General features: G+C 71.3%; 13 protein-coding genes and 1 tRNA gene. 8 read left to right on the top strand and 6 right to left on the bottom strand.

From position 1 onward, the window contains the following. The first annotated feature begins 7 nt into the window (after positions 1-7). The 6 genes from recR to IE200_RS03970 all read left to right on the top strand — a co-directional run bounded on the left by recR (position 8) and on the right by IE200_RS03970 (position 5,176). A complete protein-coding gene (gene recR, locus IE200_RS03945; protein ID WP_191278011.1) occupies positions 8-604 on the top strand; it encodes a recombination mediator RecR in 597 nt (198 codons plus the stop codon). After that, a complete protein-coding gene (locus tag IE200_RS03950; RefSeq protein ID WP_191278012.1) occupies positions 601-1,182 on the top strand; it encodes a DUF5063 domain-containing protein in 582 nt (193 codons plus the stop codon). The genes recR and IE200_RS03950 overlap by 4 nt, the downstream gene beginning before the upstream one ends. 90 nt (positions 1,183-1,272) lie before the next feature. Beyond that, positions 1,273-2,556, top strand: coding sequence for an aspartate kinase (locus IE200_RS03955; protein ID WP_191278013.1), 1,284 nt, complete (start codon positions 1,273-1,275; stop codon positions 2,554-2,556). A gap of 1 nt (position 2,557) precedes the next feature. Then, positions 2,558-3,598 (top strand): aspartate-semialdehyde dehydrogenase, encoded by a 1,041-nt coding sequence (locus tag IE200_RS03960; RefSeq protein WP_191278014.1) that lies wholly within the window; start codon positions 2,558-2,560, stop codon positions 3,596-3,598. Positions 3,599-3,620: 22 nt separating this feature from the next. Further along, a complete protein-coding gene (locus IE200_RS20605; protein ID WP_229856058.1) occupies positions 3,621-4,676 on the top strand; it encodes a helix-turn-helix domain-containing protein in 1,056 nt (351 codons plus the stop codon). A gap of 53 nt (positions 4,677-4,729) precedes the next feature. Further along, a complete protein-coding gene (locus IE200_RS03970; RefSeq protein WP_191278015.1) occupies positions 4,730-5,176 on the top strand; it encodes a hypothetical protein in 447 nt (148 codons plus the stop codon). A gap of 6 nt (positions 5,177-5,182) precedes the next feature. Here IE200_RS03970 and IE200_RS03975 read toward each other — a convergent pair whose 3' ends face one another. From IE200_RS03975 to IE200_RS03985, 3 genes are all read right to left on the bottom strand, one after another. Beyond that, positions 5,183-5,737: a hypothetical protein gene (locus IE200_RS03975; protein WP_191278016.1), complete on the bottom strand. Its 555-nt coding sequence runs from the start codon at positions 5,735-5,737 to the stop codon at positions 5,183-5,185. A gap of 61 nt (positions 5,738-5,798) precedes the next feature. Continuing rightward, positions 5,799-5,872: transfer RNA gene (locus IE200_RS03980), tRNA-Pro, on the bottom strand. Positions 5,873-6,063: 191 nt separating this feature from the next. Beyond that, positions 6,064-6,999: a metallophosphoesterase gene (locus tag IE200_RS03985; protein WP_191278017.1), complete on the bottom strand. Its 936-nt coding sequence runs from the start codon at positions 6,997-6,999 to the stop codon at positions 6,064-6,066. A 26-nt stretch (positions 7,000-7,025) separates the two neighbouring features. Between IE200_RS03985 and IE200_RS03990 the strand changes: the two genes are divergently transcribed. Next, positions 7,026-7,484: a GatB/YqeY domain-containing protein gene (locus IE200_RS03990; protein WP_191278018.1), complete on the top strand. Its 459-nt coding sequence runs from the start codon at positions 7,026-7,028 to the stop codon at positions 7,482-7,484. 24 nt (positions 7,485-7,508) lie between these two features. On the opposite strand, the gene IE200_RS03995 is transcribed toward IE200_RS03990, so the two are convergent. Further along, positions 7,509-9,911, bottom strand: a complete 2,403-nt coding sequence (locus IE200_RS03995; RefSeq protein ID WP_191278019.1) for a penicillin-binding protein — start codon at positions 9,909-9,911, stop codon at positions 7,509-7,511. 196 nt (positions 9,912-10,107) lie between these two features. Here IE200_RS03995 and IE200_RS04000 point away from each other — a divergent pair, with 196 nt between their 5' ends. Continuing rightward, a complete protein-coding gene (locus IE200_RS04000; RefSeq protein ID WP_191278020.1) occupies positions 10,108-10,395 on the top strand; it encodes a WhiB family transcriptional regulator in 288 nt (95 codons plus the stop codon). A 12-nt stretch (positions 10,396-10,407) separates the two neighbouring features. Here IE200_RS04000 and IE200_RS04005 read toward each other — a convergent pair whose 3' ends face one another. Together IE200_RS04005 and IE200_RS04010 are read right to left on the bottom strand one after the other, a co-directional pair. Continuing rightward, entirely contained in the window at positions 10,408-11,574 is a 1,167-nt protein-coding gene (locus IE200_RS04005) for an ArsA family ATPase (protein WP_191278021.1), read from the bottom strand. After that, positions 11,571-12,599: an ArsA-related P-loop ATPase gene (locus IE200_RS04010; RefSeq protein WP_229856060.1), complete on the bottom strand. Its 1,029-nt coding sequence runs from the start codon at positions 12,597-12,599 to the stop codon at positions 11,571-11,573. Before IE200_RS04010 ends, IE200_RS04005 begins: the two co-directional genes overlap by 4 nt. Positions 12,600-12,634: the final 35 nt, after the last annotated feature.

Raw genomic sequence — 12,634 nt, forward strand, 5'->3', positions numbered from 1 at the left:
AGCGGCGTTGTACGAGGGTGTCGTCCAGGACCTGATCGACGAGCTCGGTCGGCTGCCCGGCGTGGGGCCCAAGAGCGCGCAGCGGATCGCCTTCCACCTGCTCCAGGCCGAGCCCACCGACGTACGCCGCCTCGCCGACGTCCTGATCGAGGTCAAGGCCAGGGTGAAGTTCTGCTCGACCTGCTTCAACGTCAGCGAGGACGAGCAGTGCCGGATCTGTCGTGACGAGCGACGCGACCCGAGCGTGCTGTGCGTCGTCGAGGAGTACAAGGACGTCGTGGCGATCGAGCGCACCCGCGAGTTCCGCGGCCGCTACCACGTCCTGGGCGGCGCCATCTCGCCCATCGACGGCATCGGGCCCGACCAGCTCCACGTCAAGGAGCTGATGCCTCGCCTCGCCGACGGCACCGTCACCGAGGTCATCCTCGCGACCGACCCCAACCTCGAGGGCGAGGCCACCGCGACCTATCTCACGCGACTGCTCCTGCCCATGGGGTTGCGCGTGACCCGCTTGGCGAGTGGACTGCCGGTGGGTGGTGACCTCGAGTACGCCGACGAGGTCACCCTCGGACGTGCATTCGCCGGAAGGAGAGCAGCGCAATGAGCGAGATCGACCAGAGCGGGTTCGGCGAGCAGATCGCCGACTCGGTGGAGAGCTTCCTGCTCGCGCTGCGGGCGATCGCGCGCGAGGGCAACGGGTCGCAGGCGGTGTCGCTGCTGCTCCTCGAGATCAGCCAGGTGCTGCTCGCGGGCGCCCGGCTCGGCGCGCAGACCGACTTCACCCCGCGCGAGGAGTTCCAGCCCGACGTCGGCCCGGAGGCCGACATCGACGACCTGCGCCTGCGCCTCGCGGAGATGCTCGAAGGCATCGACGCCTACACGTTCGTCTTCGACCCCTACGTCCCCGAGGTGGTCGAGAGTCGGCTCTCCGACGACCTGGCCTCGATCGCCATCGACCTCGAGAACGGCTTGCGCCACTTCCGTGGCGGCAACGTCGACGAGGCGCTGTGGTGGTGGCAGTTCTCCTACGTCAACAACTGGGGCAACCTCGCGGGTGCCGCCCTCAACGCGCTGCTGACCGTGGTCGCGCACGACCGCTTCGACACCGACTTCGACGCCGACGCCGAGGCGATCGCGGTCGCCGATGAGATGCTCGAGGGCTCTCCTGCGCCGCGCCCGTAGAATCGTCGGTGGCCTGGCGGCAACGGCGCCGGCGGGCACGCCAGAGCACCGCGGCCGCTGACGGCCGCACCCCGATCCCGAGGACCAATCGTGGGCATTGTCGTGCAGAAGTACGGCGGCTCCTCGCTCGCCGACGCCGACGCCATCAAGCGCGTCGCCAGGCGCATCGTCGAGGTCAAGAAGTCCGGTCACGACGTCGTCGTCGCGGTGTCCGCCATGGGCGACACCACCGACGACCTGCTCGACCTCGCCGCGGCCGTGACTCCGCTGCCCCCCGCCCGTGAGCTCGACATGCTGCAGTCCGCCGGCGAGCGCATCTCGATGGCGCTCGTCGCGATGGCCATCAGCGACCTCGGCTACACCGCCCGGTCGTTCACGGGCTCGCAGGCCGGCGTGATCACCGATGCGCAGCACGGCAAGGCCAAGATCATCGACGTCACCCCGGGTCGAGTCACGCAGGCCATCGGCGAGGGCCACATCGTGATCGTCGCGGGGTTCCAGGGCGTCAGCCAGGACACCAAGGAGATCACCACCCTCGGCCGCGGCGGCTCCGACACCACGGCCGTCGCGCTGGCGGCCGCGCTCGAGGCGGACGTCTGCGAGATCTACACCGACGTCGACGGCGTCTTCACCGCCGACCCGCGCATCGTGCCGAGCGCCCGCAAGCTGGACAGGGTCTCCTACGAGGAGATGCTCGAGCTCGCTGCCTGCGGCGCGAAGATCCTGCACCTGCGCTGCGTGGAGTACGGACGTCGCTACGGCATCCCGATCCACGTGCGTTCGTCGTTCAGCCAGCTCGAGGGGACCTGGGTCGTCAGCGACACCGGTCTCCAGGGACCCGAGGAGACCACCATGGAACAGCCCATCATCGCCGGGGTCGCCCACGACCGCAGCGAGGCCAAGATCACCGTCGTCGGGGTCCCCGACAAGGTCGGCGAGGCCGCGCGGATCTTCGAGGCGCTCGCCGACGCCCAGATCAACCTCGACATGATCGTGCAGAACGTCTCCGCGGCCGCGACGAGCCTCACCGACATCTCCTTCACCCTGCCGCGGACCGACGGGCAGGTCGCGATGACCGCCCTGGCCCGGATCCAGGCCGAGGTCGGCTACGACAAGCTGCTCTACGACGACAAGATCGGCAAGGTCTCCCTCATCGGCGCGGGCATGCGCTCGCACCCCGGCATCACCTCGAAGTTCTTCGCAGCCCTCGCCTCTGCGGGCGTCAACATCGGGATGATCTCCACCTCGGAGATCCGGATCTCGGTCGTGGTGGACGAGAACGCGGTGGACGACGCCGTACGCGCCACGCACACGGCGTTCGACCTCGACGCCGACGAGGTCGAGGCCGTGGTCTACGGCGGGACGGGGCGCTGACATGGTGAACATCGGCATCGTCGGTGCGACCGGGCAGGTCGGCGTCGCGATGCGCCAGATCCTGCTCGAACGTGAGTTCCCCGCCGACCAGGTCCGCTTCTTCGCCTCCTCCCGATCGGCGGGCACGGTCCTGCCGTTCGGCGACCGGGAGATCACCGTCGAGGACGCGGAGACCGCTGACCCCGCCGGTCTCGACATCGCGCTCTTCTCCGCCGGTGCCACCACGTCTCGCTCGCTGGCGCAGAAGTTCGTCGACGCGGGTGTGATCGTCGTCGACAACTCCAGCGCCTTCCGCAAGGACCCGGACATCCCACTCGTCGTGGCCGAGGTCAACGCCGACGCGCTGGCCGGCGTCATCGAGGCCGGGCGCGGCATCATCGCCAACCCCAACTGCACGACCATGGCCGCGATGCCGGTCCTCAAGCCGCTGCACGACGAGGCGGGCCTGACCCGCCTGGTCGTCTCGACCTACCAGGCGGTCTCCGGGTCGGGTGTCGCCGGCGTCGACGAGCTCGCCAACGGTGTCGCGGAGGCGGGCGACAAGGCGCGCGAGCTGGCCTACGACGGCACGGCGATCACGTTCCCGGAGCCGGTGAAGTACGTCGAGCCGATCGCCTACAACGTGCTGCCGATGGCCGGGTCGATCGTGGACGACGGTCTCAACGAGACCGACGAGGAGCAGAAGCTCCGCAACGAGTCCCGCAAGATCCTCGGCCTGCCCGACCTGCTGGTCTCCGGCATCTGCGTGCGGGTGCCGGTCTTCACCGGTCACTCGCTCGCGGTCAACGCCGAGTTCGAGCGGTCGATGACCCCCGCCCGAGCGCGAGAGATCCTGGCGTCGGCTGAAGGGGTCGAGCTCGACGAGGTGCCGACCCCGCTCAAGGCGGCCGGCAAGGACCCGTCCTACGTCGGCCGGCTGCGGCAGGACCCCGGCGTGCCAGATGACCGCGGCCTCGCGCTCTTCATCAGCAACGACAACCTGCGCAAGGGCGCCGCCCTCAACACCGTGCAGATCGCGGAGCTCATCGCCGCCGCGCGCTGAGCCCAGCGGTGATACTGGTGGGGTGCACGTGCACCCGACCCGCGTCCGGTTCGCCGCGTGCGTCGCCGCGATCGCGGTCGGCGTCACGGCGTTGACGGCGTACGCCCGCGCTGCCGGCACGCCGTACTGGGGGACGTCGTACGTCGTGCCCCTCGCGGCGGTCGCTGCCGCTGGCGTGATGACGTGGATGCACCTCCGCATCGACGAGGGCTGGGTGCGCTGGCGACAGGCCGTGGCCGCCCTGGTCCTCGGCGCGCTGGCCTGGCCGGCCCTGCTCGCCGGTGCGTCGCTCGCGTCGGCGCTCGTCCCCGACACCCCCGCCGTCTGGGCCTTCGCCGTCGCCGGCGGTGTCGGCCACCTGCCCCTGATCGCTGCCTTCGTCCTTCTCCCGCTCCTGGCGGTGCGCTACTTGGGCCGGGGGCTCGCGCGGTGGCCGCTGGTGCTCGTCGTCTCCTCGGGGGTCGCCGCCGTGACCAGCTTCATGCTGTTCTTCGGCGACTTCTCCCCGCTCGGAGCCGACGCGCTGGTCGAGTGGGGACCCGGCGAGGAGATCGGGAGCTTCCTCAACCTCGCCTTCCTGTCCACCGTGCTGCTCGGACCGGGGGTGAGTCTCGCGTCAGCGGTGCGGGCCAGCGGGGCGGCCACACGTCGCCTCGCCGCGGTCGCGCTGGCCAGCCTCGCAGGGGTGGCTCTGGTGATGCTGTGCGGCGCGGCCGTCACGGACGGCTCTGCCGCGCTGGTCGTCGCCGCGATGTACGCCGCGCTCGCGTCGGTGGTCGTCGGAGGTTCCTACGCGCTGACCCTGCCCGAGGCCGGGGCGACCACTCCTGGGGACGGCGGGCCCACCAGGCTGGGACCGCTCACCGCGCGTGAGAGGCAGGTGCTGGGTCTGCTCGCTGAAGGGCTGTCCAACGCTGGGATCGCCGCGAGGCTCGTCATCTCGGAGCGTACGGTCGACGCCCACCTCCGATCCGTCTTCGCGAAGCTCGCCCTGCCGGACGGACCGTTGGAGAACCGCCGGGTGCACGCCGTGCTGGCGTGGCGGGCCGAATTAGGCGAAAGGGCCGATGCCGGCTGACCTGCGGGTTTCCTAGGTTCAGGGGATCCAGCTCCCTGCCCCAGGAGGTCGTCGTGCGCACGCCGCTCATGCTGCTCGGACTCGTGTGGGTCGCGTTCCTCGCGATCTTCCCCTTCGCCGCGGCGGGGGACACGAGCTTCCTCCACATCGGCTTCCACCTCGTCCAGCTGCCCCTGCTCGTCAGCGCGACGGTGCTCGTGTGGCGCCACCGCCGAGCCACCGTCGCCCGGACCCAACGCGTCCTCGGGTGGGTGCTGTCGGTGTCGGTGCCGGTCGCCGTCGTCGGCGTGGTCCTCGAGCTGGTCACCGCAGTCATCCGCCTGCGCGGGGACGGGTGGGTCAACAAGGACACCGCGGACGTGTGGGAGCGCGGCCCGCATGCCGTGGTGGCGTCGTTGACCATCCCCTCCCTGATGGTCAGCATGCTCGGCGTCCTCGCGCTCGTGGCCACCGCGGCCGTGCAGGGGCGCCGGCGCCTCGAGTCCGTCGCTGAGTCCTGAGCCGGGTCAGTCTTCCCGTACGACGGCTGTGGTGACCCACCACGAGACCCCGTACGCAGCGGCTGCGGCGACCGGGACGGCGACGGCGGTCCACCACTGGTCGAGCGCGCCGAGCAGGAAGACCATCACCAGCACGGCCAGGATGCCGACGCCCAGCAGGCTCGTCGAACCGGCGTCGGGCACGGAGAGGACCCGCAGCAGCAGGGCGCCCGCCCACGCCAGCACGCCCAGGACGACGACGAGCGCCAGCAGGCCCGGGCCGCCGCCGCACGACGAGGTGCCGCGTACGGCCTCGCACCCCGCGCCGGCCAGCCAGACGAGCAGGACGCCCAGCGCACCCACCACGACACCGGTGAGCGCCGCGGCGGGCAGCCCGTCCAGCGCGATGCGCGGGAGGGGACGGCGTGCGCGCTCCGGCCCGGCGGGCTCGGGAGTGGGCGCTGACGCTGGCGCCTGAGGGGCGGGTGCGGAGTCCTTCGTCCGGCGTCGCCGCGTGAACGACGGCATCGCCAGCGAGGGGCCGTCGTCGCGCGTGCCGTCCGGCTTCGTGTCGTCTGCCATGGAGGCAGGCTGCCACATGACAGGAGCCCCGGACCCGCGATGGGGTCCGGGGCTCCGGGTGTCGGGCTGACAGGATTTGAACCTGCGGCCTCCTCGTCCCGAACGAGGCGCGCTACCAAGCTGCGCCACAGCCCGCCGCCCTGACCGATGGAACTCGTCAGGGCAACGTCGGCGAGCATACCGGAGCGGTCAGGGCCTGCCGAAATCGACCCGGCGCCGGTGGACGTGGGCCGGACTCGGAGGGGTTTCCTGACTCCTGGAGGGGGTTGCAACGGCCTACAGGAGTCAGGATCCCCGCTCGAGCGGGGAATCTGCGGAGGGCGAGGTCACCCCGCCGGGACGAGGGTCAGCAGCGTCGCCTCGGGCCGGCAGGCCACGCGGAAGCGTACGTAGGGGTTGGTGCCGAGCCCCGCGGACACGTGCAGCCAGGACGACCCCGCGTCGCCGGGCGCCGAGTCGGCCGGGTGGCGGTGCAGGCCGCGGGCGCGCGCGGGCTCGAGGTCGCAGTTGGTGGTCAGCGCCCGCCCGCCGCCGATGAAGGTGGGCAGGCAGACCTGGCCGCCGTGGGTGTGCCCGGCGATGATCGCGTCGTAGCCGTCGGAAGCGAACTGGTCGAGGACGCGCAGGTAGGGCGCGTGCGCCACCGCGAGGCGTACGTCGGCGTCGGGGTCGGCCGGGCCCGCGACCCGCTCGAGGTCGTCGTAGTCCAGGTGCGGGTCGTCGACGCCGGCGAAGGCGAACCGGGTCCCGCCCACGGTCAGCGAGCCGAAGCCGTTGGTCAGGTCGAGCCAACCCGCCGAGGAGAGGCTGTCCTTGAGGTCGGGCCAGGGCAGCTGCGGGGTCGAGGTGTTGCGCGTGCCGTCGTCGGGCAGCAGGTAGCGCAGCGGGTTGCGCATGCCGGGGGCGTAGTAGTCGTTGGAGCCCATGACGTAGACGCCCGGAACGTCGAGCAGTCCGCCGAGCGCGTCGACGACGACCGGGACGGCCCGCATGTGGGCGAGGTTGTCACCGGTGTCGATGACCAGGTCGGGCTCGAGCGCGGCCAGCCCGCGCAGCCACTCCTGCTTGGCGCGCTGGTCGGGGGCCATGTGGATGTCGCTGAGGTGCAGCACCTTCAGCGGCGCGTGCCCGGCCGGCAGCAGCGGGAGGGTGACGTGGCGCAGCGTGTACTGGCGCGCCTCCCAGGCGGCGTACGTCGCCAGGCCCGTCCCGGCGAGGGCGCCGAGCGCGAGGGTGCGGCGTACGGCGGGGAGGAGAGGCATCCGCCAAGGCTGCCACAATGGGTCGCATGAGTGCCCTGAAGGACCGTCTCCGCGCCGACCTGACCACCGCCATGAAGGCGCGCGACGAGCTGCGCTCGTCCACCCTGCGGATGGTGCTGACCGCCATCACCAACGCGGAGGTCGCCGGCAAGGAGGCGCGCGAGCTCTCCGACGACGACATCATCGGCGTGCTGTCCACCGAGGCGAAGCGTCGCCGCGAGGCCGCGGCCGCGTTCGAGGAGGGCGGTCGCACCGAGATGGCGGCCAAGGAGGCTGCCGAGGGCGAGGTCATCGCCGAGTACCTCCCCGCCCAGCTCGGCGAGGCCGAGATCGCCGAGCTGGTCAGCGCCGCGATCGCGCAGACCGGCGCCGCCGGCGAGGGCATGCGTGCCATGGGCAAGGTGATGGGCGTCGTGACACCTCAGGTGAAGGGCCGCGCCGACGGCGGTGCCGTCGCTGCGGAGGTACGCCGCCAGCTCGGCTGATATGTAGGCGGGGCCCGGCTGACGTCAGCCGCGACCGCCGCCGTTGCCGTTCCCGCCGCCGTTGCCGTTGCCGTTGCCGCGACCGCCGCCGCCACCGCCGCCGCCACCGCCGTTGTTCGAGGGCGGCGGGGGCACGTAGCCGGTCGAGGTGTAGATCGTGACGGTGTCACCGCTGCTGAGCTGGCTGCCGCCGGCGGGTGACGTGTAGGCCACGCTGCCCGCGGCGACCTCGGAGTTGACCTGGCCGCCGTCGGCGACGGCGAAGCCGGCGCCCTCGAGCGTCGCGGTGGCCGCTTCCACGGTCTGACCGGCGACGTCGGGCACGGTGCTCAGCACGCCGGCGATCTGGTCGCCGGGCGGCGCCTGGAAGTCCTCGTACGGCAGCTTCGCCGAGACGGCCGACATCGCGTCGCCCCAGATCGGGCCGGCGTAGCCGGAGCCCGAGGCCTCGCTGATGTACTGCCCGCCCACGACCTGCCCGCCGAGCTCGAGCCACTGGCCCTGGTCGTTGGCGCCCGCGATCATCGCGGCGGCGGCCAGCTTGGGCGTGTAGCCGACGAACCACACGGATCGTCCGCTCTGCGTCGTACCGGTCTTGCCGGCCGACGGCTTGTCGATGGCGATGTTCTGACCGAAGCCGCCGGGCTCCATGACGCCGCGCAGGACGTCGTTGACGGCGTCGGCGGTGGCTCCCGGCATCACCTGCTCGCACTCGTTGCCGAAGGCCTTCAGCTGCTGGCCGCGGGAGTCGAGCACCTCGGTGACCGGGCGCGGCTCGCAGTGGAGGCCGCGCGCGGCGAAGGTGGCGTAGGCCTGCGCCATCTCGAGGGGGTTGCTGTCGGAGACGCCGAGGATCCACGACGGCACCTTCTGCGCGAGCGGCACCTTGACGCCCATGTCGGCGGCGAGCTGGAGCGGCTCGCACATGCCGGTCTGGACCTCGAGCTGGGCGAAGAACGTGTTCACCGACTGCTGGGTGCCGGTGTAGAGGTTGAACGGGCCCGAGCCGGTGGAGTTGGAGACGTCCCAGCCGTTGCCGTCACCGGCGTAGGGGCCGTCGCAGGTCTCGAAGTCCTCGTCGGGGATGTTCATCTCCTCCGGGGCGTTGATCACCGTGCTCAGCGGGATGCCCTGGTTGATGGCGGAGGCCAGGACGAAGACCTTGAAGGTGGAGCCGGCCTGGAAGCCGTTGGCGTCGCCGTACTTCTTGGGCACCACGTAGTTGAGGTAGGTCTCGCCGGCGGCCTTGTCCTTGCCCATCGGGCGCGACTGGGCGAGCGCACGCACGTCGCCGGTGCCTGGCTCGACCATCGCGAGTCCGCCGATGGCCTGGTCGGTGGGGAAGACGTGGGTGGAGACCGCGTCGTCGGCGGCCTTCTGCATGTCGAGGTCGATGGTGGTGTTGATCGTCAGGCCCCCGTTGTTCAGGGTGCGGCGGCGCTCCTTGGGCGTGTCGCCGAGGACCGGGTCCTTGAGCAGCCAGTTGACGACGTAGTCGCAGAAGAACGGCGCGCGCGACTGCTGGCAGCCGTTGGGCGACGTCTCGATCTTCAGGGTCTTCTCGATCGGCCTGGCCTTGAGCCGGTCGGCCTTCTTCTCGGTGAGGACGCCGAGCTGCGCCATCCGCTCGAGCACGACGTTGCGGCGGCTCTCGGCACGCTCGGGGTTGTCGATCGGGTCGTAGCCGACGGGGTTCTTCACCAGCCCGGCCAGCGTGGCCGCCTCGAGCATGTTGAGGTCCTTGGCGTTCTTGGAGAAGAAGTGCCGCGCGGCGGACTGGACGCCGAAGGCGCCGTCACCGAAGTAGGCGATGTTGAGGTAGCGCTCGAGGATCCAGTCCTTGGTGTGGTTCTTCTCGAACGCGATGGCGTAGCGCAGCTCGCGGATCTTGCGGGCGTACGTCTCCTCGGTGGCGGCCTGGCGCTCCTCGTCGGTCTCGGCCTGGTAGAGCAGCGTCTGCTTGACCATCTGCTGGGTGATCGAGGAGCCACCCTGCACGGCCCCGCCGTTGGCCTGGTTGGTGATGAAGGCGCGCAGCGTGCCCTTGAGGTCGAGCGCGCCGTGCTCGTAGAAGCGGTAGTCCTCGATCGCGACGATCGCCTTGACCATGGGTCGCGAGATCGAGCTCAGCGGGACGTTGATCCGGTTCTGGTCGTAGAGCGAGGCGATGAGGTTGCCGTTGACGTCGTAGATGCGCGTCTTCTGCGACAGGTCCTTGGCCTCGAGGGACTCCGGCAGGTTGACCATGCCCTTGCTGACGTCCTTGGCCGCCACGCCGACCAGGCCCGCGAACGGGATGGCGAGGCAGGCCACGAGCACACCCATGACCACTGCGACGGCACCCATGACCGCGAGGTGGGAGGCGACACGACCGGCGTCGGGGCGTCCCTGGGGACGCTCGGAACGGGAGGACGAGCGTGATGGCATGGGCACCAGAGTACGTGGCGGACGCATAGCACCTTCAATTCCAGCCGCGCAGCCGGGTAGTCACATCGGACTATGCGATTTGAGCCACTCGGTCCCTGTCTGGACCGGGGGTGAGTCGTTTACTTTTCTTGCGGAGTCGGGGATGGCCGCTATGGGGGCGGCCGACCGGCTCGACACACACCGTGGGGTAACAATCATGTGGGTCGAGGACTGGGCGGCGCGTGCCGCATGCAAGGGCGACACGCCGGACGCACTCTTCGTGCGCGGCGCGGAGCAGAACAAGGCCAAGCAGGTGTGCGCCGGGTGCCCCGTGCGTACGGAGTGCCTCGCCGAGGCCCTCGACAACCAGATCGAGTGGGGCGTCTGGGGCGGCATGACCGAGCGGGAGCGCCGGGCGCTGCTCCGCCGCCGGCCCGGATCGTCGTGGCGCTCCATCCTGGAGACCGCGCGCACCAAGGTCGAGTCGACCTCGGTCTCCGTGTGACCCGCTGCTGACCTAACGCTGCCCGACCCACGCCTGGTCGGCGAGCCTCTCGCCGATCTCACGCAGGCCGTCGAGGTCGTGGACGTCGCCGGCCAGCGCCGGGACGAGGGCCGTCGGCACCTGCGGGTGCGAGGCGGTGAAGCGCTCACGCAGGTGCTGCTCGCGCTCGACGATGCGGACCCGGTCCGCGTGGAGCTGCAGCAGCCCGGCGGTGAGTGAGGCGGAGTCGCCCGTCCGCAGGCGGTCCGCGGCGGCGATCGCCGCCTCGGCCGACAGGTCGGTGTGCGCGGAGGGGCTGACGCGATTGACCACCAGGCCGGCCAGCGGCATGTCGTCGTCGGTGAGGCGGTCGACGAAGTAGGCGGCCTCGCGCAGCGCGTCGGGCTCGGGTGCCGCGACCACGACGAAGGCGGTCGCGTCGGCCTGCAGCAGTGCGAAGGTCTTCTCGGCCCGCTGGCGGAAGCTGCCGAAGAGCGTGTCGAGGGCGGTCACGAACGTCTGGACGTCGCGCAGCATCTGCCCGCCCAGGATCTTGGCGAGCGCGTTGGTGACCACGGAGAAGCCGGCCGTCATCAGCCGCGCCGGGCCGCGCGCGGGAGCGACGAGCAGCCGGATCAGCCGGCCGTCGAGGAAGCTCGAGAGCCGCTCCGGCGCGTCGAGGAAGTCCAGCGCGGAGCGCGACGGAGGGGTGTCGACGACGATCAGGTCGTACCTGCCGTCCGCGAGCGCCTGCCGGTGGAGCTGGCCGAGCTTCTCCATCGCCATGTACTCCTGCGTCCCGGCGAACGAGCTCGACAGCGCGACGTAGAACGGGTTCTGCAGGATCTGCTGGGCTTTCTCGGGGCTGGCCTGCGACTCCACGACCTCGTCGAAGGTCCGCTTCATGTCGAGCATCATCGCGTCGAGCGAGCCCCCGGACGCGGTGCCACCGTCCCCGTGCCCCGGCAGCGGGACCGGGCGAGGGCTGTTGTCGAGCTGCTCGATGCCCATCGACTGGGCGAGCCGGCGGGCCGGATCGATGGTCAGCACGACGACCTTGCGCCCGCGCTCGGCCGCCCGCAACGCCAGCGCGGCGGACGTCGTGGTCTTGCCGACCCCGCCGGACCCGCAGCACACGATGATCTCGGTGCCCCGGTCGTCGAGCAGGGCGTCGATGTCCAGCGCCGGCGGGGTCTTCATGCCATCCCCTGGTTCCGGAGGAGCTGGGCGAGCTCGAGGAGCGCGCCCTGGTCGATCCCGCCGGCGATGCGCGGCAGCTCGTAGGTCGGCAGCCCCTCGGCGGCCACCAGCTCGCGCTGCTCGTCCTCGAGGTGGCGCCGTACGGCGTGCTCGCGTGCCTCGGCGAGCAGTGACTCGACGAGCGCCGCGTCGACGTCGACACGGGCGCGGCTCAGGTCGGAGGTCACGGTCGTGGGGTCCACCGCCTCCTCGCGCACCTGCGCCAGCGCGGCCGGGCTGAGCGCCTGCGGGCGGACCAGGTTGACCACGATGCCGCCGACCGGCAGGCCTGCCGCGCGCAGCTCGGCGATGCCGTCCGACGTCTCCTGCACGGGCATCTCCTCGAGGATCGTGACGAGGTGCACGGCCGTGCGCGGCGAGCGCAGCAGCTCCATGACCTTGTCGGCCTGCGACTTGATCGGACCGACCTTCGCCAGCCCGGCGAGCTCGGAGTTGACCCCGAGGAACTGGCAGATCCGCCCGGTCGGCGGGGCGTCGAGCACGACGGCGTCGTAGGTGATCGCCTCGCTCCGGCGGTCCGAGCGACGCGGGCGCTGCACCGCCTCGTACACCTTGCCGGTCAGCAGCACGTCGCGCACGCCGGGGGCGACGGTGGTGGCGAAGTCGATGGCGCCGAAGCGGTCGAGTGCCTTCCCGGCGCGGCCGAGCTTGTAGTACATCGCGAGGTACTCGAGCAGCGCGGACTCGGGGTCGATGTGCAGCGCGTGCACCTGGCCGGCGCGGCCGTCCTCGTCGGGCGCGCCCTTGGCGATGCGGCGCTCCTCGTAGGGCAGCGGGTCGACGTCGAACATCCGGGCGATGCCCTGGCGCCCCTCGACCTCGCAGAGCAGCACGTTGCGGCCCGACGACGCGAGGGCCAGGGCGAGGGCTGCGGCGACGGTGGACTTGCCGGTGCCGCCCTTGCCGGTGACGACGTGCAGGCGCACCTTCGGCCAGTCGACGGGCCGGTCGGCGGGAGCGGTCACGAGCCGAATATAGCCAGCGGGGTGGCACCCACATC

This window comes from Nocardioides flavus (ex Wang et al. 2016), assembly GCF_014653115.1.
GTDB lineage: Bacteria > Actinomycetota > Actinomycetes > Propionibacteriales > Nocardioidaceae > Nocardioides > Nocardioides flavus.